This window comes from Sphingomonas citricola, assembly GCF_019429535.1.
In the GTDB taxonomy this organism is placed as follows: Bacteria; Pseudomonadota; Alphaproteobacteria; order Sphingomonadales; family Sphingomonadaceae; genus Sphingomonas; species Sphingomonas citricola.
Window position 1 is genome coordinate 25,148 of record NZ_JAHXZM010000001.1, and the last position, 25,568, is coordinate 50,715.

Below are 25,568 nucleotides of genomic sequence, written 5' to 3' on the forward strand. Positions count from 1 at the left end.
GGGGAGAAATACCGGTCGATCATGCACGTGTGCGATGAACGACGTTTGAATATGAACGCTCGACAACGTGGTTCGGCCCCGTTCGCGGATGTCCGATCCCCTTTATTCGCTTCATCGCGCAGCCTCGCGTCACCGCCCGGCCGCGCGCCCCTCGAACTCGCGCAGGTATGAATTGCCCGGGCTCATGATGATGTTGGTCGACCCTTCCGGCTTCGGCCCGCCGTCGGCGCCGAAGGTGTGGCGGTACGACTGCATCGCGCGGTAGAAATCGTAGAAGGTCGCGTCCTTGCTGAACGCGTCTGCGTAGATGCGCGCGGCGTTGGCGTCCGCCTCGGCGCGCACGATCTGCGCCTGCTTCTGCCCCTGCGCACGGATCGTGTTCGCCTCCTGCTGACGCGCGGTCCGCATCCGCTGCAACGCGCTCTCGAGCGGGCTGCCGTCGGGCAGATCGGCGTGCTTGATGCGGACGTCGACGATCTCGACGCCGTACTGCCGCGCGTCGCGCTGAAGCGAGTTCTGGATCGCATCCATCACGCGTCCGCGCTCGGGGCTGAGCAGGATCGAGAACGGCACCTTGCCGAGTTCGTTGCGCAGCGCCGTGCCGAGCAGCGGGCGCAACTGGTCGGCCACGCGCTCCTCGGTATTGGACGTGCTACCCGTTGAGGTGACCGCGCGGAGCGGGTCGACGATGCGGAAGCGCGCGAACGCGTCGACGTTCAGCCGCAGCTGATCGGTCGACAGCACCAGCGTGTTGTCGAGATCGGCGTCGAGCACGCGCTTGTCGAGCCAGACGATGCTGTCGATCAATGGCACGCGCGCGATCAGCCCCGCGCCCGAATTGCCGATCGCCTGCCCCGACTGCCACTGGTTGACGACGCGCTGCGGGTTGTTGAGCCGGAGCACGACCGCCTGTTGCGTTTCAGGAACGATCGCGAAGGTCATCACCGCGATGATCACGCCGGCGAGCAGTGCGAACACCGCCGCGATCGGATGCTGGAGCAGCGCGCGCATCAGCGTGCTCCTTCCGTCGGGGCCGAGGCCGCGGGCGCGGCGGGGGCTTCCTCACCTGGCTCGCGCAGCCGCTTGGCGCGCTCGAGCGGCAGGTACGGGGTCACGCCGTTCGGCTCCACGATCGTCTTGTCGGTATTGGCCAGTATGGCCTCCATCGTCTCGTAATACATGCGGCGGCGCGTGACCTCGGGGGCGAGGCGATATTGCTCGTACACCTTGTCGAACGCCGCGGCCTCGCCCTGCGCGCGCGCGATCACCTGCTGCGCGTAGGAGCGCGCGTTGTTGAGATTGCCGACCGCCTCCTGCTGCGCGGCGGTGACCGCGTTGAAATCGTCGACGAGGCTGGCGGGCGCGGACGCCTGCTTGATCGACACGCCCTGAATGCGGACGCCGGCCTGATAGCTGTCGAGGATTTCCTGCATGCCCTGCGCAACGCGCGCCTCGATCTCGGTACGGCCCGCGCCGATCGCTTGTTCGAGCGTCGTGGTGGCGAGCACTGCGCGCATCGCGCTCTCCGCGGTCGCGCGGACGGTTTCCTGCGGGTCCTTGATCTCGAATACGTAGTTGCGCGGATCGGACACGCGCCAGCGCACGGTATAGGCGAGGTCGATGATGTTCTGATCGCCCGTCAGCACGTTCTCCCCGCCCTCACGCGGGAATTCGTCGGTACGGACCTGCTCGACATCGACCTTGGTCACGCGCGTGAACGGGGCGGGCAGCGTCAGTCGGATGCCGGGTTCGAGCATGCCCGAATAACGCCCGAAGAAGGTGACCACGCCGCGCTGCTGCGGGCCGATCTGGTGAAACGACGTGAACAACACCCACACCGCGGCGAGCAGCGCGATGCCGATCAGCCAGAGCGCGCGCGGATTGGCGCCGATCGGCAGATTGGGGCCCGCGCCACCACCGCCGCCACCGCCTGAGCCGCGCGCGCGCTTCAGGAATTCGTCGAGCGCGGTGGGCTTGTTGCCGCCGCCGCGATTGCCGCCGCCGGGCGGGACCGACCACGGATTGCGCGGGCCGCTGCGGTCGCCACCGGCATCGCCACCACCCCCATTGCCCCACGGGCCATTGTTCTCGGCAGACAGGACGGGCGGGCGGCGAAGGCGCCAGAGGCGGCGCGGCAAGGTCGTCATGACAGTCTTTATAGGAGCCGCGCGCGCGAAAAACAGTGGCAAGCGGCCACGACGGGCGTAACGCCTCGTTGCTATGGACGCAGAACAGGTAAAAGGCGCCGTCGCCGCGGTCGCGGGTACGCGCGCGACGGTCAGGATCGACGGCAACCGTATCGGCGTGGTGATCGACGCGAGCGGGCTCGACAACCAGGCGCGCGACGCGCTGGAAGCGGGCGTGCGCATGGCGGCGGGGGTGCCGGGTGCCGATCTGCGCGTGGTGGTCACCGCTGAGCGCCCGGCACGCCGGCTGATCGCGGTGGCGAGCGGCAAGGGCGGCGTCGGCAAGTCGACGCTGTCGGCGAACCTTTCGATCGCGCTCGCCCGCGGCGGGCGGCGCGTCGGGCTGGTCGACGCCGACATCTACGGCCCGTCGCAACCGCGATTGATGGCGGTCGAGGGTATCCGACCGGAGTCGCGCGACAAGGTGCTGATGCCGGTCGCGACCCCCTATGGCGTGCCGCTCCTGTCGATGGGGCAATTGGTCGAGCCCGGGCGCGCGCTCGCGTGGCGCGGGCCGATGACCGCGGGTGCGCTGGGGCAGATGGTCGATGCCGAATGGGGCATCGCCGATACGTTGGTGGTCGACCTGCCGCCCGGCACCGGGGACGTGCAATTGACGATGGTGCAGAAACATCGCCCGGCGGGGGCGGTGATCGTGTCGACGCCGCAGGACCTCGCGCTGATCGACGCGCGCCGCGCGATCGACCTGTTCGACAAGGCGGGCGTGCCGATCATCGGGCTGGTCGAGAACATGGCGGGTTATGCCTGCCCGCATTGCGGCGAGGTGTCCGATCCGTTCGGCCGCGGCGGCGCGGAGGCGGCGGCGCGCGACGCGGGCATCCCGTTCCTCGGTCGCGTACCGCTCGACATCGCGATCCGTACCGCGTCGGACGCGGGCGAGCCACCCGCCGCCGCCGCGGACGACCGCGTCTTCGGCCCGATCGCGGCGCAGGTGGCGGACTGGCTGGCGCGCAACTGACCGGGCGGGCCGGCGTTCCTCCTGCAAAGGAGCGCTTGCCATGCCGCTGACGACCGATGACGAGATCAAGGCCCTGCTGGAGGAAACGCGTACGATCGCGGTCGTGGGCGCGTCCGATCGCCCCGACCGGCCGTCGTTTCGCGTCATGAAGACGCTGCAGGACCACGGATACCGCACGATTCCGGTCAACCCGCAGATTACCGGCGAGCATGTCCACGGCGAGTTCGTCTTCCGCGAACTCGCGCAATTGGGCGACCCGATCGACATGGTCGACGTCTTCCGCCGCTCCGACGCGGTCGGCGAGGTGGTGGACGAAGCGATCGCGATCGGCGCGAAATCGATCTGGATGCAATTGGGCGTGATCGACGCCGCCGCGGCGGCGCGCGCCGAGGCCGCTGGGTTGAAGGTGGTCATGGACCGCTGCCCCGCGATCGACATTCCGCGTCTGGGGGTGGCGCGGATCGAGGGCTGACTTGGCGGGGACTTGCCTTAGAAACGGGCGTCGGAATGCGAGCGTTGCTCTCCGCTTGCTGATGGGTCCGTGCCGGCATGTCCGTCCACGTCGCCCGTCAAATACTCCATCGCGAACGAGCCTTAATGAGGGGAGGCGCGCTAGGGTGAGGTCACGTCCGCGGCCCTTTTCCGGGCCACCCCGTCATTCCTTCCACCCCCACTTGCCGAGCGGTGCCGCCGGGCGCATCCTCTCCCACCATGATCCCGCTTCTGCTGCTGCTCGCCGGTGCCGATGACGCGATGGCGACGTATCGTGCGCGCACCAGTGTCGAGCACCGCTGCGTGATCACCCCCGATACGACCGACGTGACGGTGTGCGGGCGCCGGCAGGCCGATCGGTTTCGCGTTCCGTTCGTCGGCGGCGACAACGGCAACCGCGTCGACGACGTCCTGTTCGAGCGTGCGGCGATGCTGCATCGCACGACGCCGATCGACGATCTGAGCCCCTTCCTGGTCGGTGGCGGGATGGCGGGCGTGTCGGTCAGCACGCGCGGCGGCGTCGGCGGTTACAAGACGCGCGAACTCGCCAAATAGCCGGCCGCGGGCGTTGCCCGCCACCTGACCGCGCGAAGTCATCCCGCGCGCCTGCCCCTTTTCCAGGCGGTCGCATCTGTTACGATCGTCCGCGAACGAAAACGGGGGTCGTCGAATGTCCAGTCTTTTGCGTCGCAAGCCGATGGCGCCGCCCGCGCCCGACGCGCACGGCCACGTGCTCGCGCGCACCTTGTCGTGGCCGCATCTGGTGGCACTGGGCGTCGGCGCGATCGTCGGCACCGGGATCCTGACGCTCATCGGGGTCGGGGCAGACCGCGCCGGGCCGGCGGTGATCCTGAGCTTCGTCATCGCTGGTGCGATCTGCGCGTGCGCCGCGCTCGCTTATGCCGAGATGGCGACGATGATCCCGACCTCGGGCAGCGCCTATACCTATAGCTACGTCGTACTGGGTGAGATGATCGCCTGGATCATCGGCTGGTCGCTGATCCTCGAATATTCGCTGGTAGTGTCGACCGTCGCGGTCGGATGGTCGGGCTATGCCGCGCCGCTGCTGATGAAGCTGCACTTCCCGATCGGGTGGACGCGCGGCCCGGAATTGGGCGGGATCGTCAACGTGCCCGCGATCTTCATCATCGCGGTCGTCGCCGCGCTGCTCAGCATCGGGACGAAGGAGAGCGCGACGCTGAATGCGGTGCTGGTGGTCGTGAAGCTGATCGCGCTGGCGGTGTTCGTCGCGGTCGCGCTGCCGCATTTCGACGGCGCCAATTTCGAGCCGTTCATACCGTTCGGTTTCGCCAAGTCGGTGTCACCCGACGGGGTCGAGCGCGGCGTGATGGCGGCGGCGGCGATCATCTTTTTCGCCTTTTACGGGTTCGACGCGATCTCGACCGCGGCGGAGGAGACGAAGAATCCGGGGCGCGACCTCGCGATCGGGATCGTCGGGTCGATGGTCGCGTGCGTCATCATCTACATGCTCGTCGCGGTGGCGGCGGTGGGGGCGCTGTCCTTCACGCGCTTCGCCGATTCGCCCGAGCCGCTCGCGCTGATCCTGCGCGGGATCGGGCAGCCGGGGTTCGCGACCTTCCTCGCGGTCAGCGCGGTGATCGCGCTGCCGACGGTGCTGCTCGGCTTCCTGTTCGGGCAGAGCCGCATCTTCTTCGTTATGGCGCGCGACGGGTTGCTGCCGCAGGCGCTCGCCAAGGTATCGGCGCGCGGTACGCCGGTCAGGATCACGGTGATGACCGCGGTGCTCGTGTCGATCATCGCCGGGGTCATGCCGATCGACGCGATCGCGGCGTTGGCGAATGCGGGAACGCTCGCCGCGTTCACCGCGGTATGCGTTGCGATGCTGGTGATGCGCCGGCGTGCGCCCGACGCACCGCGCACGTTCCGCACCCCGGCGGCGTGGCCGGTCGGGATCGTCGGCATCCTGGGGTGCCTGTACCTGTTCTTCAGCCTGCCGAGCCGGACGCAGCTCTATTTCCTGCTGTGGAACGCGGGCGGGCTGGTGCTCTATTTCGCGTGGGGTCGCCGCCGCGCGGGCGCGATGCTCGACTAGGCGGGGTCAGGCAGGGCCGGGGCGGGGGTCGTTCCCGCCCACCGCGGCAGGCACGAAAAAGCCCGCGTCGTTCACCACGACGCGGGCTTCTTTCATTCGGTCGGCAACGCCGATCAGGCGGCGAGCTTGCGCAGCACGTACTGGAGGATGCCGCCGTTGAGGAAATATTCCAGCTCGTTGACCGTATCGATGCGGCAGCGTGCCTGGAACGTCTCCTGCGAGCCGTCGGCGCGGGTCAGCTTGACCGTCACGTCCTGACGCGGGCGGAGGCCTGCGACATTCTCGATCGTGAAGGTTTCATCGCCGGTCAGGTTCAGCGTCGCGCGGTCGGTGCCCGCGGCGAACTGGAGCGGCAGCACGCCCATGCCGACGAGGTTCGAGCGGTGGATACGCTCGAAGCTTTCCGCGATTACCGCGCGCACGCCGAGCAGGTTGGTGCCCTTCGCCGCCCAGTCGCGCGACGAGCCGGTGCCGTATTCCTTGCCCGCGACAACGACCAGCGGCGTGCCGTCGGCCTTGTGGCGCATCGCCGCGTCGTAGATCGGCATGACCTCGCCGTCATAGCGGCTCATGCCGCCCTCGACGCCGGGGACCATCTCGTTCTTGATCCGGATATTGGCGAAGGTGCCACGCACCATCACGTTGTCGTTGCCGCGACGCGCGCCGTAGCTGTTGAAGTCGGCGCGGCTGACCTGGCGCTCCTGCAACCACTTGCCCGCCGGGCTGTCCGCCTTGATCGAGCCCGCGGGGCTGATGTGGTCGGTGGTGATCGAGTCGCCCAGGATCGCGAGCGGCTTCGCCTCGATGATGTCGGTGACGGGCTTCGGCGTCATCTCCATGCCCTCGAAATAGGGCGGGTTGGCGATGTAGGTCGACGCGGGCGGCCAGGCGTAGGTGTCGGTGCCCTCGACCGAGATGCCCTGCCACTTGGTGTCGCCGGCGTAGACGTTGCCGTAGCGCGTGCGGAACATGTTATCGTCGATGTTGGCGGCCATGAGGTCGGCGACCTCCTGGTTGGTCGGCCAGATGTCCTTCAGGTACACCGGGCCGTCGGTGCCTTCACCGATCGGCGTGTCGTTCATGTCGGTGGTGACGGTACCCTTCAGCGCGTAGGCGACGACGAGCGGGGGAGAGGCGAGGAAGTTCGCGCGCACGTCCGGCGACACGCGACCCTCGAAGTTGCGGTTGCCCGACAGCACCGACGCGGCGACGAGGTCGTTCTCGTTGATCGCCTTGCTGATCGGGGCGGCGAGCGGACCCGAGTTGCCGATGCAGGTGGTGCAGCCGTAGCCGACGAGGTTGAACCCCATCGCGTCGAGGTCGGCCGACAGCCCGGCCTTGTCGAGATAGTCGGTGACGACCTGCGATCCGGGGGCGAGCGAGGTCTTGACCCACGGCTTCGGCGTCAGGCCCTTCTCGCGTGCCTTGCGCGCGACGAGGCCGGCGGCGACCAGCACCGACGGGTTCGACGTGTTGGTGCAGCTGGTAATCGCCGCGATCACCACGTCGCCGTCGCCGATGTCGTGGTCACGCTCCTCGACCGCGACGCGCGCGGGGCGCTCCTTGTGGTAGATCTTGTGGAGGTCGCCGTTGAACACCTCGTCGACGCTGTCGAGGCTGACCTTGTCCTGCGGACGCTTCGGCCCCGCGAGGCTGGGGACGACCGAGCCCATGTCGAGTTCGAGCGTGTCGGTGAAGATCGGATCGGGCGCGTCGGCGGCACGCCAGAAGCCGTTCGCCTTCGCATAGGCCTCGGTCAGCGCGACCGTCTCTTCCGAGCGCGCGGTCAGGCGCATGTAGTCGAGCGTCTTGTCGTCCACCGGGAAGAAGCCGCAGGTCGCGCCGTATTCGGGTGCCATGTTGGCGATCGTCGCGCGGTCGGCGAGCGTCATCTGGTCGAGGCCGGGGCCGTAGAATTCGACGAAGCGGCCGACGACGCCCTTCTTGCGCAGCATCTGCGTGACGGTCAGCACGAGGTCGGTCGCGGTGATGCCCTCGCGCAGGCTGCCGGTCAGCTTGAAGCCGACGACCTCGGGGATCAGCATCGAGACGGGCTGGCCGAGCATCGCCGCCTCCGCCTCGATCCCACCGACGCCCCAGCCAAGCACGCCGAGACCATTGACCATCGTGGTGTGGCTGTCGGTGCCGACCAACGTGTCGGGATAGGCGATCGCGGTCTCGCCCTGCGCGTGATCGCCCGTCTCGGTCGAGGACCAGATCGCCTGGGACACGTACTCGAGGTTCACCTGGTGGCAGATGCCGGTGCCCGGCGGTACGACCTTGAAATTATCGAGCGCCTTCGAGCCCCACTTGAGGAATTCGTAGCGCTCGCCGTTGCGCTGATATTCGAGCTCGACGTTGTCGTCGAACGCCTTGGGCGTGCCGAACTCGTCGACCATCACCGAGTGGTCGATGACGAGGTGGACGGGCACCTGCGGGTTGATCTTCGCCGGGTTGCCGCCGAGCTTGGTGATCGCGTCGCGCATTGCCGCGAGGTCGACCACGCAGGGAACGCCGGTGAAATCCTGCATCAGCACGCGCGCGGGGCGATACTGGATTTCGCGGTCGGGCGAATTGGGGTTCTTCTGCCAGTCGACGATCGCCTGGATGTCGGCCTCGGTCACGGTCACGCCGTCCTCGAAGCGGAGCATGTTCTCGAGCAACACCTTCAGCGAGAAGGGCAGGCGGCTGACGTCGCCGTACTTGGCCGCGGCCACGTCGAGCGAGAAATAGTCGTAGCTCTTGCCGCCGGCGGTGAGCGTCTTGCGGGCCTTCAGCGTGTCGTGGCCGATCGCGGTCATGGGGCGTCCTTTGCTGTTGCACCGGCGGGCTCGGGGAGGCGGGGGAGGACCCGCGCGGGCGCCGACGATGGCCTGAAAATAAGGTCGCCGCGGGCGATAGCAGCGCTTCGCTGGTGCGAAAAGGGCGGCGATGCGCCTTTTTGTTGCCGGCTGCGTTGGCACGCGTGATCGGCGGGAAGGCGATGGCACGAAAGCTGAAGGTGTTCCGCACGGCGGCAGGGTTCCACGACGCGTACGTCGCCGCGCCGAGCCGCAAGGCTGCGCTCGCCGCCTGGGGTGCGGAACGCGACCTGTTCGCGCGCGGCGCTGCCGAGGAGGTGACCGACGCGGCGCTGATGACGGAGCCGCTGGCGCATCCGGGCGACGTCATCAAGCGGTCGCGCGGCAGCGCGGCGGAGCAGCTCGCGGCGCTCCCCGCTGACGCGCCCAAGCCGAAGCGCGCGGCAAAGGCGCGGGCGACCAAGCCCGGGTCCGCCGCGACGCCCGCGCCGAAGCCGTCACGCGATGCGCTCGATGCCGCGCAGGACGCGGTCGACGCAGCCGAGCGCGACTGGCGCAAGGTGCAGCGCGATCTCGCGACAAGGCAGGCCGCGCTCGATCGCGAACGGCGCGACGCGACCGAGCGGCACGAGCAGGCGCTCGCCGACCTCGAACGCACCCGCCGCCGCGCGCAGGAGGACTATGACGCGGGGCTGGCCGAGTGGCGCGAGACGCGCTGAGGCGGCGCACGCCGATCGCGTCACGCCCGGGGTGACGCGCGCGGGTTCGACGCAGCTTTAGTCGTTGCCGCCGACCCAGTCGCCGAACCCGCCGAGCACCGATCCTTCGCCGCGATTGCCGCCGCGTCCGCCCGCGGCCTGGAGCATCCGCCCCGCGAGCCGCGCGAACGGCAGCGACTGGATCCAGACGGTGCCGGGTCCGCGCAGCCGTGCGAAGAACGCGCCCTCGCCACCGGTGAACATCGTGCGCACGCCGCCGACCGTCACCAGATCGAAGTCGACCGACGGCGTAAAGGCGGCGAGGCAGCCGGTATCGACGTGCAGTTCCTCGCCCGCGCGCAACTCGCGCTGCACGACGGTGCCGCCCATCTGGACGAATACCCAGCCGTCACCGTCCAGCTGCTGCATCACGAAGCCTTCGCCGCCGAACAGCCCGGTCATGACGCGGCGCTGGAACGCGACGCCGATCTGCACGCCCTTGGCGGCGGCGAGGAAGCTGTCTTTCTGGCAGATCAACGTGCCGCCCAGCTCGGCGAGGCGCAGCGGCAGGATCGAGCCGGGGGTCGGCGAGGCGAAGGCGACGCGCGCCTTGCCCGACCCCTGATGCGTGAACACGGTCGTGAACAGGCTCTCGCCCGTCACCAGCCGTTTGCCAGCACCGAGCAGCGCCCCCATGAAGCCGCCGCCTGAGCCCGACGAACTGCCGTCGCCGAACACGGTGGTCATCGCGACGCTCGCGTCCTTCCACACCATCGCGCCCGCCTCCGCCACCGCGCTCTCGCCGGGGTCGAGCTCGATCTCGACGAACTGCAGCTCCTGCCCCTTAATCTCGAAATCGACGTCGTCGGCGACGCCGTCGCGGCGCAGGTGCGACCAGGGGCTGGTGGGCATGAAAGGCTCCTCGTTCGATCAGGCAGTGTATTGTATCGCCGACACAGCGGCGGCGCAACGTGGAGCCGGGTTGATTCGGGCGTGCCTACCCCGGTATCAGGCGCATCCGGGCGACCGCGTTGGTCGCCCTTGCTGTTTGAACGAGGAGAAGCCCCGTGTCCGCTTCTGCGACGTCCGCGTCCGCGACGATCCCCGCATTGATGCCCGTCTACCCGCGGTGCGACGTGCGACCGGTCCGAGGCGAGGGGGTGTACCTCTACGGCGAGCGCGGCGAGCAATATCTCGACTTCGCGAGCGGGATCGCGGTCAATGCGCTCGGCCACGCGCATCCGGCGCTGTCGAAGGCGATCGCGGATCAGGCCGGAACGCTGATGCACGTGTCGAACCTGTACGGCAGCCCGCAGGGCGAGGCGCTCGCGCAGAAGCTGGTCGATGCGTCGTTCGCCGACACGTTGTTCTTCACCAATTCGGGCACCGAAGCGGTCGAGTGCGCGATCAAGACCGCGCGCCGCTATCATTTCGCGAACGGCAACCCCGAGCGCCACACGCTGATCACGTTCAACAATGCGTTCCACGGTCGCACGATGGGCGCGATCTCGGCCACCAACCAGGCGAAGATGCGCGACGGGTTCGAGCCGCTGCTGCCGGGCTTCGCCTATGCGCCGTTCAACGACCTCGACGCGGCGCTCGCATTGGTCGACGAACACACCGCCGGCTTCATGGTCGAGACGATCCAGGGCGAGGGCGGCGTCTCTGCGGCGACGCGCGACTTCATCCAGGGCTTGCGCAAGGCAGCCGACGAGCGCGGTCTGCTGCTGGTGCTCGACGAGGTGCAGTGCGGCTACGGGCGCACCGGCAAGATGTGGGCGTACGAGCATTACGGCATCACCCCCGACATCATGTCGGTCGCGAAAGGGATCGGCGGCGGCTTCCCGCTCGGTGCGTGCCTCGCGACCGCGGAAGCCGCGAAGGGCATGGTGTTCGGTACCCACGGCTCGACCTATGGTGGCAACCCGCTGGCGATGGCGGCGGGCGAGGCGGTGCTGGGCGTGATCCAGGGCGAGGGGTTCCTCGACCATGTCACCGAGATGGGCGAGCGGCTGCGCTCCGCGCTCGAGCAGATGATCCCCAACCACGATCACCTGTTCGAGCCGGGCTTGCGCGGGATCGGATTGATGACGGGGGTCAAGCTCAAGCCCGAGGCAGACGCGCGGCAGTTCGTCGCGCACCTGCGCGACCGTCACGGGCTGCTCTTGGTATCGGCGGGCGAGAACGTCGTGCGCATCCTGCCGCCGCTGATCATCGAGCAGGCGCATATCGACGAGTTCGTTCAGAAACTGAGCGACGGCGCGCGAGTGTTCGTGCCCGCCGCCGACGATTGACCTGAATATCTTCCCCGCTCCGCGGGGAGGGATGTGTGGGGCGCCCTGTGCCCCGCACAGGGCTGGAATTGCCGGGGGGGCAATTCCACCCACACATCATGCGCAGCATGGTGGAGGGGGATCGCGGATGAGCGGTGCGTGTGGGGCGAAACCCCCTCCACCAGCTTCGCTGGTCCCCCTCCCCGTGCCGGGGAGGATAAAGTGATGCGCCATTTCCTGAACCTGTCCGATGCGGGCGCGGATGCGATCGCGGCGATGCTCGACGACGCGCTGACCCGTAAACAGGCCCGCGCCGGCTGGCCCAAGGGCAAGGTCGACGCCGACGCGCCGCTTTCGGGCCGCGTCCTCGCGATGATCTTTGAGAAGAATTCGACCCGCACGCGCGTGTCGTTCGACATGGCCATCCGCCAATTGGGCGGGCAGTCGATCGTGATGGAGGCCGGGCAGATGCAACTCGGTCGCGGTGAAACGGTCGCCGACACCGCGCGCGTGCTGTCGAACTACGTCGACGCGATCATGATTCGCACCGACGACCATGCGAAGGTCGAGGAGATGGCGCATTACGCGAGCGTCCCCGTCATCAACGGACTGACCGACGCGTCGCACCCGTGCCAGATCATGGCGGACCTGCTGACGATCATCGAGAGCGGCAAGTCGCTGCCGGGCCTGAAGGTCGCGTGGCTGGGCGACGGCAACAACGTGCTCGCCTCGATCGTCGAGGCCGCCGGGCTGATGCACTTCGACGTCGTCGCCGCGTGTCCGCAGGGGTTCCAGCCCGAGGAGGAGACGATCACCCGCGCCTCGGGTCGCGCGCGCGTCGTGGCCGACCCTCGCGAGGCGGTCGAAGGCGCCGACATCGTCGTCACCGACACTTGGATCTCGATGGGGCAGGCGCAGGCGGAGACCAAGCTCGCCGCGATGATGCCGTATCAGGTCGACGCTGGCTTGATGGCGCATGCGAAGGCGGACGCGAAATTCCTCCACTGCCTGCCCGCGCACCGCGGCGAGGAAGTGACGCCGGAGGTGATCGACGGCGCGCAGTCGCTGATCTGGGCCGAGGCGGAGAACCGGCTGCACGCGCAAAAGGCGATCCTGCGCTGGTGCTTCGGACAGATCGGGTGATCGGTTGATCGTCGGCGGGTCGCCTCCCAGATAGGGGGCATTCCACGACATGCTGGCCCGTCGCGCCGCCCTCGCGGTGCGCCGGTCGCTGTCGATCCGACGACGGAGCCGCCTATCTTGACCGACCAGATCAACGCCGACCTCGACCGCGCGCTCGGTTTCGCGATCCCCGACCGGCACGCGCGCGGGCGCGTGATGCGGCTCGGCCCGACGCTCGACACGATCCTCGCCGCGCACGCCTATCCGCCGGTGATTGAGCGGCTGCTCGCCGAGGCGCTGACGCTTACCGCGCTGATCGGCTCGACGCTCAAGGACCCGAGCGGGCAATTGACGATGCAGACGCAGACGCAGAACGGCGTCGTCACGCTGATGGTGTGCGATTATCGCGGCGGCGAGCTGCGCGGCTACGTCCAGTTCGACGCCGAGAAACTGGCGGACGTGGGTGACGAGCCGAGCCTGTTCGCGCTGTTCGGGCAGGGCTATCTCGCGATCACTTTCGACCTCGCCAGTACCGGCGAGCGTTATCAGGGGATCGTGCCGCTCGACGGCGAGACGATCGCGGACGCGGCGCAGAGCTATTTCTTCCAATCGGAGCAGATCCCGACGCTGCTGCGCGTCGGCGTGAAGAAGGGCACTGACGGGCGCACGATCGCGGGCGGCTTGCTGCTCCAGCATCTGCCCGAGGGCGAACTCGGTCGCGAGCGGCTGCACGTCCGGCTCGATCACCCCGAATGGGAACATGTCGCGGCACTCGGCAGCACGATGGGCGCGGACGAACTGGCGGACGCCACTGTCCCGCTCGAGACGCTCGTCTGGCGCCTGTTCAACGAGGAAAGCGAGGTGCGCGTGCTCGATCAGGCGGCGATCTCGCGCGGGTGCCGCTGCACGCCCGAGCATATCCGCTCGGTGCTCGCCAAATTCCCGCTCGCCGACCGGATGGAGATGGCGGACGAGGACGGCGTGATCGCGGTCGACTGCGCGTTCTGCGCGACCGTATTCCCGCTGCGCGCCGACGATGTCGCCGCGTGACTGGGTTGATCGCGTGACCGGGCCGACGACGTTAAGGCTATGGTAAGGAAATAAGGGTAGGGCCGCTGACATACTCGTTTACGCGGGTATGTTTTCTCCCAAGAAAGCGGTTCTCCGGAGCCAACCCCTGGGCCGCCCGACGGGGCGGCCCTTTTCATCTGGGCGTGCCGCTTGGCGGGGCGGCCCTTTTCGTGTCGGCGCGCCGCGCGGCGCGGCTGCGCTTTTGGTGTCAAAGGGTTGCGCATCGCGATCGATCGGCCTAGCGGCGCGCGGATCATGACACAGCAAACCCCTGCGGTCGTCCTCGTCTCCGGCGGGCTCGACTCGATGGTCTCCGCCGCCTTGGCGCGCGAGGCGGGCTATCCGGTACTCGCGCTCTCGGTCGACTATAATCAGCGCCACAGCATTGAACTCGCCGCCGCCGCGCGCGTCGCGAAGGCGGTCGGGGCGACGCGTCACGTCGTGCTGCCGCTCGACCTGTCGGCATTCGGCGGCTCGGCGCTGACCGATGCGAGCATTGCGGTGCCCAAGGACGGCGTCGACGAGGGCGCGATCCCCGTCACCTACGTTCCCGCGCGCAACACGATCTTCCTGAGCCTCGCGCTCGGCTGGGCCGAGGCCGCGGGCGGGCGCGACCTGTTCGTCGGCGTCAACGCGCTCGATTACTCGGGCTATCCCGACTGCCGGCCCGAATTCATTCAAGGTTTCGAGCGGCTGGCCGAACTCGCCACCAAGGCGGGGGTGGAGGGCGAACCGTTCCGCATCCACGCGCCGCTGCAGCACATGACCAAGGCCGACATCATCCGCGAGGGCGCGCGGCTCGGGCTCGACATGGGGCTGAGCTGGTCGTGCTACGATCCGACCCCGGCGGAGCAGCATTGCGGTCTGTGCGATTCGTGCCGGTTGCGCCACAAGGGATTCGAGGACGCCGGTGTCGCCGATCCGACCGATTACGCGGTGACCCCGCCGGCGCCCTGATGAGTTACGCCGTCAAGGAAATGTTCCTCACCCTCCAGGGCGAGGGGGTGCAGGCCGGACGCCGCGCGGTGTTCGTGCGCTTCGCCGGGTGCAATCTGTGGAGCGGGCGCGAACAGGATCGCGCGCGTGCGATCTGCCGCTTCTGCGACACCGATTTCGTCGGCACCGATGGCGCGGGCGGGGGCAAGTTCGCCGACGCCGACGCGCTGGTCGCCGCCGTTGCAGGCTTCTGGGGCCCGGAGACGGAGCGCCGCTTCGTTGTGCTGACCGGGGGCGAGCCGATGTTGCAGGTCGACGACGCGCTGGTCGACGCGCTCCACGCCGCGCAGTTCGAGATCGCGATCGAGAGCAACGGGACGATAGCCGTCCATCCCGGCATCGACTGGGTCTGCATCAGCCCCAAGGCGGGCAGCGAGACGGTGCAGCGTTTCGGCGACGAATTGAAGCTCGTCTGGCCGCAACCGGGCAGCGACGTCGAGGCGATGGAGGGCTGGGACTTCCGCCACCTGCTGCTGCAACCAATGGACGACGCGCGCGGACAGGCGAACGTCGACGCCGCGATCGCGATGGTGATGGAGCGCCCGCGCTGGCGGCTGTCGCTCCAGACGCACAAGGCGCTGGGGCTGCGGTGATATCCGAATTGTGAAAGGCGGCGCTCAGCGCGCCGCCTTCTCCGCCTCGTAATTCTTGAGCTCGTCGCCGACGATGCGGACGACGTGGAGGACGTTGGTCGAGCCCGGCGTGCGGAAGGGAACGCCCGCCATCACGATCACGCTGTCGCCTGCCTTGGCGACACCCTGGCGCAGCGCGATGCGCTTGGCCTTGGCGACCATTTCCTCGAACGAGGCGACGTCGCGGGTGTGGACGTTGTGCGTTCCCCACAGGAGCCCCAGGCGACGCGCGGTCTCCAGCTGCGGGGTGAGCACCAGGATCGGCACGCCCGGCCGCTCGCGCGCGATCCGCCTGGCGGTCGAGCCCGAGGTGGTGAAGCAGATGATCGCCGATGCCGACACCGTCTCGGCGATGTTCTTCGCCGCTTCCGCCAGCGCGTCGGCGGTGGTGGGATCGGGACGCGTGACCGTGAAATGGATGCGGTCGCCGTGCGCGGGGTCGCGCTCCACCGCGTCGCCGATGGCGTTCATCATCGACACCGATTCGACCGGCCACTGGCCCGCCGCGCTCTCCGCCGACAGCATGATCGCGTCGGCGCCGTCGTAGATCGCGGTCGCGACGTCCGACACTTCGGCGCGGGTCGGCGATGGGCTGACGATCATCGATTCGAGCATCTGCGTCGCGACGACGACCGGGCGTCCCAGACGACGCGAGGTCTCAACGATGCGCTTCTGCAACGGCGGCACCGACTGCGGCGGCAGTTCGACACCCAGGTCGCCGCGCGCGACCATCACGCCGTCGCACGCCTCGACGATCTCCTCCAGCCGCTCAATCGCCGCGGGCTTCTCGATCTTGGCAAGAAGCGCGGCCTTGCCCTCGATCAGCTTGCGCGCTTCCCACAGATCCTCGGGGCGCTGCACGAACGACAGCGCAATCCAGTCGACCCCCTGATCGATCGCGAAGGCGAGGTCGCTGCGATCCTTCTCGGTCAGCGCCGCCATCGGCACCACCACGTCGGGGACGTTCAACCCCTTGTTGTTGCTCAAGGGTCCGCCGACCTCGACCTGCGTGATGAGCCGGTCATGGTCGCACTCCACCACGCGCAGCACGAGCTTGCCGTCATCGAGCAGCAATCGCGCACCCGCCTCCATCGCGGCGAAGATTTCGGGGTGGGGCAATTGCACGCGTGAGGCATTGCCCGGCGTCGCGTCGTGGTCGAGCACGAAGGTGCTGCCCGTTTCCAGCACGACGCGCCCCTCGGCGAAGCGTCCGACGCGCAGCTTGGGACCCTGCAGATCGGCAAGGATCGTGGAGGGGCGATCGAATTCCTGCTCCAGTTGGCGGATCGCCTTGATCACGTCGACCTTCGATGCCTGGTCGCCGTGGCTCATGTTGATGCGGAACGCGTCGGCGCCGGCCTGGAACAGCTTCGCGATCATCTCGGGCGTGTTGCTCGCCGGGCCGAGGGTCGCGAGGACGCGGACCTTCCGCGAGCGAGGGGCGAAGGAGTGGGTCATGGGGAGGCTTCCTGCTTTGCGCGTGCGTGCCTTAACCGCTAACCGCGGCTGATCAACCTACTAGACGCGCAACCGCGTCATCGGAGTTACACATGGACCGGCTCGACACCCTCGACGACGCGGCCGCCGCCGCCGCTTTCCGCCGGCTGGTGCGCCACCTGCGCCATCGCAAGGACGCGCAGAACGTCGACCTGATGGGGCTCGCGGGCTTCTGTCGCAACTGCCTGTCCGACTGGACGCAGGAAGCGTCGGGGATGAGCAAGGACGACGCGCGCGAGACGATCTACGGCATGCCCTATGCCGAGTGGAAGGCGAACCACCAGGCCGACGCGACGCCCGAACAGCTCGAGCGGATGGCGGAGAGCATGAAGAAGAACGCCTAAGATCGCCCCCTTGCCGGCATTCCCCTGCCGGCGTCCCCCTTGCCGGCATCCGGGCGCGCGCTACGGTACGCGCACAAGGGTGACGCGCGCCGGGGCAGGCCCGCGCGCCGAACAGGGGAGTTGGGCCATTGTTGAAATTCGTCGGTAGCGCGCTCGCGCTGGTTCTCGCATGCCCGGCGTCGGCGCAAGCGCCCGCAACGGCGCCCGCTTCGCCGCTCGCGACCACGCCGGCGCCCGCCGTCACCTACATCCACGCGGGACAGTTACTCGACCGTCCGGGCAAGCCGCCGCGCGGGAACAGCACGATCGTGGTGCGCGACGGCCGCGTGGTCGAAGTACGCGACGGTTTCGTCGCGCCGCCCGCCGGCGCGAAGCTGATCGACCTGTCGCGCCGCTTCGTGCTCCCCGGTCTCACCGACATGCACGTCCATCTCTGGGGGATCGGCGGCGACCCGATGCGCGCGCGGCTCGCCGAGGCGACGCAGGACCAGGCCGACGACATGATGGTCGCGGTGGTGAACGCGCGAAAGACGCTCGAGGCGGGCTTCACGACCGTGCGCGATCTGGGCGGCGATCCGCGCGGCATCCGCGCGCTGCGCGACGCGGTCGAGCGCGGCGACGTCGAGGGGCCGACGATCATCAACGCGGGCACGATGATCTCGGTGACGGGCGGGCACGGCGACGGCACCAACGGCCTTGCCGAAACCTTCGCCGACGCGGTCCACGCGCACCAGATCAACGTCTGCGACGGGCCCGACGATTGCCGCCGCGCAGTGCGCCAGCAGGTCGGCCTCGGCGCGCAGGTGATCAAGTTCGCCGCGACCGGCGGCGTTCTCTCCAACGTCTCGGGCGGGCTGGGGCGCGCGATGACACCCGAGGAGATGCGCGCGATCGTCGAGACCGCGCACGCGCTGGGGCGCAAGGCGACCGCGCACAGCCACGCCGCCGAAGGGACCAAGGCCGCGCTCGAGGCGGGTTGTGATTCGATCGAGCACGCGAGCTACCTCGACGACGAGACGATCCGCCTGTTCAAGACCAAGGGCGCGTATCTGGTCCCGACCGAGATCGCGCCCGTCGCCGCGCTGGCGCAGGCCCGCGCGGGCGCGCTGCCGCCGGCGACGATCCCCAAGGCGGAGGCGGCGGCCGCGGCGATGCACGCCAACCACAAGAAGGCGTGGGCAGCAGGGGTCAAGTTCGCGTTCGGTACCGATTCGGGCGTCTCCAAGCACGGCGACAACGCGACCGAGTTCGCGTATCTGATCGACCTCGGCATGACGCCCGCGCAGGCGATCGCGAGCGCGACGGTCGCCGCCGCCGACCTGCTCGGTCGCGACGACATCGGAACGCTTGAGCCGGGCAAGCGCGCCGACGTGATCGCGGTGACGGGCTCGCCGCTCGAGGACGTCCGCCGGCTCGAGCACGTCGACTTCGTCATGCACCGTGGGATCATTGCCAAACCGGTCATCGACTAACGCTTGAGTGGGCGCGCGCGGTCGCCTAGACGCCGCGCCCACACCCATCAGGGTTAACCGGCCGAACCCCGCTGCGCACCCGCGCGGCAGGGCGCGCGGCCTATTCTTTCACGAGGACGAACAACATGGTCGAAGAGCGGGGCGAGGGCATGGGCGGCGGTCACGTCGCGGCGGACGAGCTGCGGCTGCTGATCGAGCGCGCCGAGCGGTTGGAAGAAGAGAAGAAGGGTATTCAGGACGACATCAAGGACGTGATGTCGGAGGCGAAGAGCCGCGGCTACGATCCCAAGGCGATCCGCAAGATCATGTCGATCCGCAAGAAGAAGCGCGAGGAATATCAGGAAGAGGAAGCGATCCTTGAAGTGTACATGCAGGCGCTGGGCATGATCTGATCGCGTTCGTCGAACCGGCCCGAGGCGGGGACGACGACGAGACAAGGACGGCACTCCAACCGGCCAGACGGCGGCGCGTGAGCGATCACGTGCCGCCGTTCGCGTTTATGCAGCCTCCGCCGCCGCGGTGGTCCAGCCGAGATGCGGGATCGTGATCGAACGTTTGCCCGACAGATCGACGCGGCTGACGAACAGTTCGCGGTTCTCGATATAGCCGATCAGCCTGCGCACGCGGCCGAGCGAACTGGTGCCGTAGGTGTGCGCCAGTTCCTCGTCCGACGGGCACGGCCGCCCTTCGCGCGCGGCGCGGGCGACGAGCAGGAACGCGCCCATCATGTCCTCGGGCAGCGTGTCCGCCAGGCGCAGCGCGTCGGCCCATTCCCCCGCGCCAACGTCGAAGATGCCCGCGCGCGCGCAGCTCAGTCGCCGCGTGAACGCGGTCAGGTCCATCGCGGGGCGCGGCAATCCCGCCATGCGACAGCGGACCTGGAAATCCTGGAACAGCACCGACGCGGGCCGCCCGAATGCCTCGGGATCGGACACGACGCCGCGCAACGCCTCGGCGTAGATCGCCTCGATCTCGTCCGCGCTGCGCTCCGGACCCGCGGTCGCGGCGACGCTGGCGGCGGGGGAGCGCGACAGGTCGGACGTGACTTCGTTGGCGGGGACGCGGCGCGGGCGCGGCACGTGCGCCATCGGCAGCTCGGGCGCGTCGACCACCGGCTCGACGATCAGGTCGGCGAGTTCGAGCGGCTTCGCGCTCGGCAAAGGGACCAGCTTGGGGCTCGACGAACGCGCGGAGGTCTCGACCTCGCCGATGCGCACGCTGACCGGGCGGCGCGACACCGCGGGGCCGAGCGCCATGAAGGTACCGCGCGGCAGGTCGCGGATCGCCTCCGCCTGCCGCCGCTCCATGCCGAGCAGGTCGGCCGCGCGCGCCATGTCGATGTCGAGAAAAGTGCGCCCCATCAGGAAGTTGGACGCCTCCGCCGCGACGTTTTTCGCCAGCTTCGCCAGCCGCTGCGTGGCGATCACCCCGGCGAGCCCGCGCTTGCGCCCGCGGCACATCAGGTTGGTCATCGCCGACAGGCTCGCGCGGCGCACGTCCTCCGCGACCTCGCCGCCGGTGGTCGGCGCGAACAATTGCGCCTCGTCGACGACGACGAGCGCGGGGTACCAATGCTCGCGCGGGGCATCGAACAACGCTGACAGGAACGCGGCGGCGCAGCGCATCTGCCCCTCCGCCTCCAGCCCCTCGAGACTCAGCACCACCGAGGTTCGATGCGCACGCAGGCGCCCGGCGAAGCGCTCGATCTCGGGCACCGAATAATCCGCCGCCTCGATCGCGACATGGCCGTAGGCGCCCGACAACGTGACGAAATCGCCCTCGGGATCGATCACCACCTGTTGCACCTGACCCGCCGAGCGTTCGAGCAGGCGGCGCAGCAGGTGCGATTTTCCCGACCCCGAATTGCCCTGCACGAGCAGGCGCGTCGCCAGCAATTCCTCAAGGTCCATCGCGACCGGCGAGCCACGCTCGTCGAGCCCCATGTCCACGCGTACCGTCATGGCGGTGCCTGTGCCCGGCGCGTGTGGCGGGAGCAAGGCCGCGACTCGTGGGGGCATGGTTGAGCGAACAGGCGCGCCGCTCTAAGGACCGGACAACGTTTCAGTTTGCAGGGTTACGATGGCCGGCCATTCCAAATTCAAGAACATCATGCACCGCAAGGGCGCGCAGGATAAGAAGCGCTCCAGCATGTTCTCCAAGCTCAGCCGCGAAATCACCGTGGCCGCGAAAATGGGCTTGCCCGACCCCGACATGAACCCGCGCCTGCGCGCCGCGATCGCCGCCGCAAAGGCGCAGTCGATGCCCAAGGACAACATCCAGCGCTCGATCGACAAGGCGTCGAAGGGCGATACCGAGAGCTACGAGGAAATCCGCTACGAAGGCTTCGGTCCGGGCGGCGTGAGCCTCATCATCGAGGCGCTGACCGACAATCGCAACCGCACCGCGACCAACGTGCGCACCGCGGTGTCGAAGAACGGCGGCAACCTCGGCACCGCAGGCTCAGTCAGCCACGGCTTCGACCGCGTCGGCCTCATCACCTATCCGGCGAGCGCGGGCGATGCCGACAAGGTGTTCGAGGCGGCGCTGGAAGCTGGCGCCGAGGACGTCACATCGGGCGAGGACGGGCACGAGATCTGGACTGCAGTGGGTGACCTGCACGAGGTCGCCAAGGCACTGGAGCCGGTGTTGGGCGAATCGACCGGCGCGAAGCTGGCGTGGCGACCGCAGACCAACGTCGAGGTCGGCGAGGCCGATGCGGCGACGCTGTTCAAGCTGATCGACACGCTCGACGACGACGACGACGTCCAGACGGTGTGGGGCAATTACGAGGTGTCAGACGCCGTCATGGAGAAGCTCGGCTGACGCAACCGCTCATCATCCTCGGCATGGACCCCGGGCTCGGCACCACCGGCTGGGGTGTGATCCGTGCCGAGGGCAACCGGCTGACGCACGTCGCCAACGGTCAGATCAAGACCGACACGACGATGCCGCTCGCTCGGCGGTTGTGGAACCTCCACTCCGCGCTGATCGACGTGATCCGCGCGGAGAAACCCGACAGTTCGGCGGTCGAGGAGGTGCTGGGCAACAGCAACGCGCAGTCGACGCTCAAGCTCGGGCAGGCGCGCGGTGCGGTGCTGCTCGCTGCCGCCGCCTCGGGGCTGATCGTCGGGGAATATCACCCGAGCGCGGTCAAGAAGGCGGTGGTCGGCACCGGCGGCGCGGAGAAGCGCCAGATCCAGGCGATGCTCGGGCATCTGTTGCCGGGCGCGAAGCTCGCCGGGCCGGACGCCGCCGACGCGCTCGCGGTCGCGATCACCCACGCGCATCACCTCGCGAGCCAGGAGGGCATGATGCGGCGGGCGAGGGTGATGGCGTAGCACGCGGCTTGAAGGCGCAGGCGGAAATCTGCGTGTCATTGTTGCGTCCGAGGTAAGAGTTGGCCGACGTAGCGAGACCGCGCGATTTGCCTGAGAAGATGCCCTTTCGTCATCAAAAGCCCGGCCGGCGATCGCGCTTCATACCCGACACGCCCACGCGCATTCCCCCTCCCGTTACCACCGCGTTCCTGTTAGGTTCCGCCGCATGACTGCACCCCGGCCCCGCACCCGATGATTGCACATTTGAAAGGCCGGCTCGAATCGACCGGTGTCGAACACGCGGTGATCGACGTCGGTGGCGTCGGCTATCTCGTCGGTGCCTCCGCGCGCACGCTGGCGGCGCTCGGCCCCGTCGGCGAGGCGTGCGTGCTCCACACCGACCTGCTCGTCGGCGAGGATTTCCTGCGCCTGGTCGGCTTCGCGACCGCGGCAGAGCGCGACTGGTTCCGGTTGCTGACCGGCGTGCAGGGCGTGGGCGCGCGCGTCGCGCTCGCGATCCTTTCCGCGCTCGAGCCCAACGACATCAGCCGCGCGGTGATGGCGCAGGACAAGGCGACCGTCGCGCGCGCCAACGGCGTCGGGCCGAAACTCGCCGAGCGGATCGTGCGCGAGTTGAAGGACAAGGTCGGCGGCGTCGCGATCGGCCCCGCTGCCGCGGCGCAGGTCGTGCCGGCGGGTGCGGGCGCGGACGCGGTGTCGGCGCTGCTCAACCTGGGCTTCCGCCCGGCCGAGGCGAGCGCCGCGGTCGCCGCCGCCGAGGAGGAACTGGGCGACGGTGCGTCCCTCGATGCATTGGTGCGCCTCGCGCTCAGGAAGGCGGCGAAATGAGGCAGCCCAAGGCATTCGGTTTCGACGTGTTCGGCACCGTGGTCGACTGGCGGACAAGCATCGCGCGGGAGAGTGCCGGTTTTCTCGCGCGGATCGGGCGCAGCGATCTCGACGCCGCGCGTTTCGCCGACGGGTGGCGCGCGCGCTACCAGCCCGCGATGGCGAAGGTGCGCGATGGCGGGCGCGAATTCGTCATTCTCGACACGCTCCACCGCGAGATGCTGGTCGACCTGCTCGACCACCACGGCATCGACGCGGACGCGCTCGATCCCGCGCTCGTCACCGACTGGGCGCACGCGTGGCACCGGCTCGATCCCTGGCCCGATTCGGTGGCGGGGCTGGCGCGGTTGCGCGCGCTCGCCCCGGTCGTCACCTTGTCGAACGGTAACGTGGCGTTGATGATCGAGCTGTCGCGCCGCGCGGGGCTCGAATGGGACGCGATCCTCGGCGCCGAGCACGCGCGCGCGTTCAAACCGTCGCGCGACGTCTATTTGTCCACCGCCGCGGCGTGCGGGGTGGAACCGGACGACTTCTGCCTCGTCGCCGCGCATCACAGCGATCTGGCCGCCGCGCGCAAGGCGGGGCTGATGACCGCCTATATCGACCGCCCGCTGGAATATGGCGGCGCGACCGCACCCGACCGTGATCAGCGGCAGGCGTGGGATTTTGAGGCCGACAGCCTCACCGCGCTCGCCGCACAACTGGAAGTGCCCGAGTGACCGACACCGAACGCCTGCTCACCCCCGCCAGGCGCCCCGAGGATGTCGACGCGGCGCTGCGCCCGCGCAGCCTAGACGATTTCGTCGGGCAAAAGGCCGCGCGCGAAAATCTGCGGGTCTTCATCGATGCGGCGCGTAGCCGCGGCGACGCGCTCGACCACGTGCTGTTCTTCGGGCCGCCGGGGCTGGGCAAGACGACGCTGGCGCAGATCGTCGCGCGCGAGATGGGGGTTGGGTTCCGCGCCACCTCGGGTCCGGTGATCGCCAAGTCGGGCGATCTCGCCGCGCTGCTCACCAATCTCGAGGACGGCGACGTGCTGTTCATCGACGAGATCCACCGGCTCCAGCCCGCGGTCGAGGAGGTGCTCTATCCGGCGATGGAAGACCGCGCGCTCGACCTGATGATCGGCGAGGGGCCGTCGGCGAGGAGCGTCAGGATCGACCTGCCGCGCTTCACCCTCGTCGGCGCCACGACGCGGCAGGGGTTGCTGACGACCCCGCTACGCGACCGCTTCGGTATTCCGCTCCGCCTGCAATTCTACTCGGTCGACGAACTGACCCGCGTGGTGACGCGTGCCGCCGGGCTGCTCGACATGGCGATCTCACCCGATGGCGCGGCGGAGGTTGCCAGGCGTTCGCGGGGTACGCCGCGCATCGCCGGGCGGCTGCTGCGCCGCGTGCGCGATTTCGCGAGTGTCGCGGGCGCAGCCGTGGTCGACGCCGACGCTGCCGACCGCGCGCTCAACCGGCTCGAGGTCGACCAGCTCGGGCTGGATGCGATGGACCGCCGCTACCTCCACATGATCGCTGATGTGTACCGCGGTGGCCCAGTGGGGGTGGAGACGCTCGCCGCCGGCCTGTCCGAGCCGCGCGACACGATCGAGGAGGTGATCGAACCGTATCTGATCCAGCTCGGCCTGATCGCGCGCACCGCGCGCGGGCGATTTCTGAATGCGGGGGGCTGGAAGCACCTGGGTCTTAACCCACCCGCGGGAAGCCAGGACGGGTTGTTCGAAGCGGGCTGAGGGGCGGTGCCGTCGGCGTCTGCCCGATCACGAAGGGCGCGGATCGCCGACATTCGTGCGCCGGCCGAAGCATTCTCAGCTGACGACGCCGTCTGCGCATCGCACCCGCATGCCCTTCGTCGTCACCAGCGCCTTCTCTCCCGGCGTCGCCTCGACGCGCCCATCGCCTTTGCTGCTGGATACGGTCAGCACCATCGGGCGGTCGACGACGCAGCGATATTCGGCCTTGGTGACGGTGCACGCCTTGCGCAGCGCGATCTCGTCGTCGTGCGACGCGTCACCGACCGATTCCACGCCGAACGCGATCGAGGCCGATCCGCCGATAAAGGCGGCCTTGAGACCGGAAATCAGTCGCCCTTCGTAAAGGCCGGGCTTGCCCGCCGGATGCAGACCGATCTGCGGCGCCAACCGAGCGCAAAAGCTCGGATTGCCCTGCTGTGCGAGCGACGAACTGCTCGCGATCAAAGCGGCGCTGGTGATGATCCACTTCATGATATGTCCCCCCGGTTTCGCGCCATCATTCACGCCGCCGGGGGATTGTACAGCCCCGCCCACCCGTAAATGCTGCCAATTAACGCGGGGAAGCGCGGAAATGTCGGCACGCGGAGCCGACCCGACGCGGCTGCGTTGAGCGCTTCTACTATCTCAGGAGCCCCGCATGTCGCACTCGCACACGCCGCCCGTGCCCAAGGACAATCAGTCACCCTATCCGATCCACGAGGCGCCGCATCCGCACGCGGCCGCTGCGCCGAGCGACCGCCCGGTCGCGCGAACCCCCGGCAAGGAGGATCATCATCGTTCGCTCGCGATCGGCGCGGCGATCGGGATCGGCGCCGCCGCGCTAGCGCTTGCCGCAGGCGTCTACATGCTGGAGGAGCGCGACAAGCCCAAGGGCAAGAAGCCGGCCAAGCCCGGCCACAAGGGCAAAGGCCCGAAGGGCGCACATAAGCCGAAGCTCGACCACGACGCCCCGCACGCCGCGTGAGCGTCTGGGTGCCGCCAACGATATGTTGCGTGGCAC

The 25,568-nt window shown here is 68.7% G+C and carries 26 protein-coding genes; 19 read left to right on the forward strand and 7 right to left on the reverse strand.

Translation table 11 applies throughout. From position 1 onward, the window contains the following. Positions 1–129: 129 nt before the first annotated feature. Both hflC and hflK read right to left on the reverse strand, forming a co-directional pair. A complete protein-coding gene (gene hflC, locus KZ810_RS00120; protein WP_219766994.1) occupies positions 130–1,011 on the reverse strand; it encodes a protease modulator HflC in 882 nt (293 codons plus the stop codon). Next, on the reverse strand, positions 1,011–2,147 hold the full coding sequence (hflK, locus tag KZ810_RS00125) for a protease modulator HflK (RefSeq protein ID WP_219766995.1): 1,137 nt from the start codon (positions 2,145–2,147) through the stop codon (positions 1,011–1,013). Before hflK ends, hflC begins: the two co-directional genes overlap by 1 nt. A 73-nt stretch (positions 2,148–2,220) precedes the next feature. Here hflK and KZ810_RS00130 point away from each other — a divergent pair, with 73 nt between their 5' ends. The 4 genes from KZ810_RS00130 to KZ810_RS00145 all read left to right on the forward strand — a co-directional run bounded on the left by KZ810_RS00130 (position 2,221) and on the right by KZ810_RS00145 (position 5,731). Continuing rightward, a complete protein-coding gene (locus tag KZ810_RS00130) occupies positions 2,221–3,165 on the forward strand; it encodes an Mrp/NBP35 family ATP-binding protein (protein ID WP_219766996.1) in 945 nt (314 codons plus the stop codon). Positions 3,166–3,205: 40 nt separating this feature from the next. Further along, on the forward strand, positions 3,206–3,637 hold the full coding sequence (locus tag KZ810_RS00135) for a CoA-binding protein (protein WP_219766997.1): 432 nt from the start codon (positions 3,206–3,208) through the stop codon (positions 3,635–3,637). 239 nt (positions 3,638–3,876) lie between these two features. Further along, positions 3,877–4,212, forward strand: a complete 336-nt coding sequence (locus KZ810_RS00140) for a hypothetical protein (RefSeq protein WP_219766998.1) — start codon at positions 3,877–3,879, stop codon at positions 4,210–4,212. A gap of 115 nt (positions 4,213–4,327) precedes the next feature. Next, entirely contained in the window at positions 4,328–5,731 is a 1,404-nt protein-coding gene (locus KZ810_RS00145) for an amino acid permease (RefSeq protein WP_219766999.1), read from the forward strand. Between the two features lie 113 nt (positions 5,732–5,844). Here the strand turns inward: KZ810_RS00145 and acnA are convergent, their stop codons facing one another. After that, positions 5,845–8,532 (reverse strand): aconitate hydratase AcnA, encoded by a 2,688-nt coding sequence (gene acnA / locus KZ810_RS00150; RefSeq protein ID WP_219767000.1) that lies wholly within the window; start codon positions 8,530–8,532, stop codon positions 5,845–5,847. Between the two features lie 182 nt (positions 8,533–8,714). Between acnA and KZ810_RS00155 the strand changes: the two genes are divergently transcribed. Then, positions 8,715–9,251 carry a hypothetical protein gene (locus tag KZ810_RS00155; RefSeq protein WP_219767001.1) on the forward strand — a complete coding sequence of 179 codons (537 nt, stop codon included), beginning with the start codon at positions 8,715–8,717 and terminating at the stop codon, positions 9,249–9,251. A 57-nt stretch (positions 9,252–9,308) separates the two neighbouring features. Here KZ810_RS00155 and KZ810_RS00160 read toward each other — a convergent pair whose 3' ends face one another. Further along, on the reverse strand, positions 9,309–10,142 hold the full coding sequence (locus KZ810_RS00160; RefSeq protein WP_219767002.1) for a TIGR00266 family protein: 834 nt from the start codon (positions 10,140–10,142) through the stop codon (positions 9,309–9,311). A gap of 188 nt (positions 10,143–10,330) precedes the next feature. Here KZ810_RS00160 and KZ810_RS00165 point away from each other — a divergent pair, with 188 nt between their 5' ends. The 5 genes from KZ810_RS00165 (at position 10,331) to queE (ending at position 15,285) form a co-directional block, all read left to right on the forward strand. Continuing rightward, positions 10,331–11,524, forward strand: a complete 1,194-nt coding sequence (locus tag KZ810_RS00165) for an aspartate aminotransferase family protein (protein ID WP_373369135.1) — start codon at positions 10,331–10,333, stop codon at positions 11,522–11,524. 204 nt (positions 11,525–11,728) lie between these two features. After that, positions 11,729–12,646 carry an ornithine carbamoyltransferase gene (argF, locus tag KZ810_RS00170; RefSeq protein WP_219767003.1) on the forward strand — a complete coding sequence of 306 codons (918 nt, stop codon included), beginning with the start codon at positions 11,729–11,731 and terminating at the stop codon, positions 12,644–12,646. Positions 12,647–12,763: 117 nt separating this feature from the next. Beyond that, the gene (gene hslO / locus KZ810_RS00175; protein WP_219767004.1) at positions 12,764–13,675 is read left to right on the forward strand and encodes an Hsp33 family molecular chaperone HslO; all 912 of its coding nucleotides are present in this window, start codon (positions 12,764–12,766) and stop codon (positions 13,673–13,675) included. A gap of 276 nt (positions 13,676–13,951) precedes the next feature. Further along, entirely contained in the window at positions 13,952–14,653 is a 702-nt protein-coding gene (gene queC, locus KZ810_RS00180) for a 7-cyano-7-deazaguanine synthase QueC (protein ID WP_219767005.1), read from the forward strand. Further along, entirely contained in the window at positions 14,653–15,285 is a 633-nt protein-coding gene (gene queE / locus KZ810_RS00185) for a 7-carboxy-7-deazaguanine synthase (RefSeq protein ID WP_219767006.1), read from the forward strand. Before queC ends, queE begins: the two co-directional genes overlap by 1 nt. 24 nt (positions 15,286–15,309) lie before the next feature. Here the strand turns inward: queE and pyk are convergent, their stop codons facing one another. Continuing rightward, on the reverse strand, positions 15,310–16,782 hold the full coding sequence (gene pyk, locus KZ810_RS00190) for a pyruvate kinase (RefSeq protein ID WP_219767007.1): 1,473 nt from the start codon (positions 16,780–16,782) through the stop codon (positions 15,310–15,312). 92 nt (positions 16,783–16,874) lie between these two features. On the opposite strand from pyk, the gene KZ810_RS00195 reads away from it, so the two are divergent. The 3 genes from KZ810_RS00195 to KZ810_RS00205 all read left to right on the forward strand — a co-directional run bounded on the left by KZ810_RS00195 (position 16,875) and on the right by KZ810_RS00205 (position 19,029). Continuing rightward, positions 16,875–17,165, forward strand: coding sequence for a DUF1244 domain-containing protein (locus KZ810_RS00195; protein ID WP_219767008.1), 291 nt, complete (start codon positions 16,875–16,877; stop codon positions 17,163–17,165). 128 nt (positions 17,166–17,293) lie between these two features. Then, positions 17,294–18,637, forward strand: coding sequence for a metal-dependent hydrolase family protein (locus KZ810_RS00200; RefSeq protein ID WP_219767009.1), 1,344 nt, complete (start codon positions 17,294–17,296; stop codon positions 18,635–18,637). 125 nt (positions 18,638–18,762) lie between these two features. Further along, positions 18,763–19,029 (forward strand): DUF2312 domain-containing protein, encoded by a 267-nt coding sequence (locus tag KZ810_RS00205; RefSeq protein ID WP_373369117.1) that lies wholly within the window; start codon positions 18,763–18,765, stop codon positions 19,027–19,029. Positions 19,030–19,134: 105 nt separating this feature from the next. Here KZ810_RS00205 and KZ810_RS00210 read toward each other — a convergent pair whose 3' ends face one another. Further along, the gene (locus tag KZ810_RS00210) at positions 19,135–20,598 is read right to left on the reverse strand and encodes an ATP-binding protein (RefSeq protein WP_219767010.1); all 1,464 of its coding nucleotides are present in this window, start codon (positions 20,596–20,598) and stop codon (positions 19,135–19,137) included. Positions 20,599–20,716: 118 nt separating this feature from the next. Here KZ810_RS00210 and KZ810_RS00215 point away from each other — a divergent pair, with 118 nt between their 5' ends. From KZ810_RS00215 to ruvB, 5 genes are all read left to right on the forward strand, one after another. Next, complete coding sequence (locus KZ810_RS00215) at positions 20,717–21,460, forward strand: YebC/PmpR family DNA-binding transcriptional regulator (protein WP_219767011.1); 744 nt, start codon at positions 20,717–20,719, stop codon at positions 21,458–21,460. A gap of 23 nt (positions 21,461–21,483) precedes the next feature. Then, the gene (gene ruvC / locus KZ810_RS00220) at positions 21,484–21,975 is read left to right on the forward strand and encodes a crossover junction endodeoxyribonuclease RuvC (RefSeq protein WP_219767012.1); all 492 of its coding nucleotides are present in this window, start codon (positions 21,484–21,486) and stop codon (positions 21,973–21,975) included. A 231-nt stretch (positions 21,976–22,206) separates the two neighbouring features. Then, positions 22,207–22,803: a Holliday junction branch migration protein RuvA gene (ruvA, locus tag KZ810_RS00225; RefSeq protein WP_219767013.1), complete on the forward strand. Its 597-nt coding sequence runs from the start codon at positions 22,207–22,209 to the stop codon at positions 22,801–22,803. Then, complete coding sequence (locus tag KZ810_RS00230) at positions 22,800–23,522, forward strand: haloacid dehalogenase type II (protein ID WP_219767014.1); 723 nt, start codon at positions 22,800–22,802, stop codon at positions 23,520–23,522. The genes ruvA and KZ810_RS00230 overlap by 4 nt, the downstream gene beginning before the upstream one ends. Further along, complete coding sequence (gene ruvB / locus KZ810_RS00235; RefSeq protein ID WP_219767015.1) at positions 23,519–24,547, forward strand: Holliday junction branch migration DNA helicase RuvB; 1,029 nt, start codon at positions 23,519–23,521, stop codon at positions 24,545–24,547. Before KZ810_RS00230 ends, ruvB begins: the two co-directional genes overlap by 4 nt. Positions 24,548–24,622: 75 nt before the next feature. On the opposite strand, the gene KZ810_RS00240 is transcribed toward ruvB, so the two are convergent. After that, on the reverse strand, positions 24,623–25,039 hold the full coding sequence (locus KZ810_RS00240; protein WP_219767016.1) for a hypothetical protein: 417 nt from the start codon (positions 25,037–25,039) through the stop codon (positions 24,623–24,625). Between the two features lie 166 nt (positions 25,040–25,205). Between KZ810_RS00240 and KZ810_RS00245 the strand changes: the two genes are divergently transcribed. Then, the gene (locus KZ810_RS00245) at positions 25,206–25,532 is read left to right on the forward strand and encodes a hypothetical protein (protein WP_219767017.1); all 327 of its coding nucleotides are present in this window, start codon (positions 25,206–25,208) and stop codon (positions 25,530–25,532) included. Positions 25,533–25,568 lie beyond the last annotated feature (36 nt).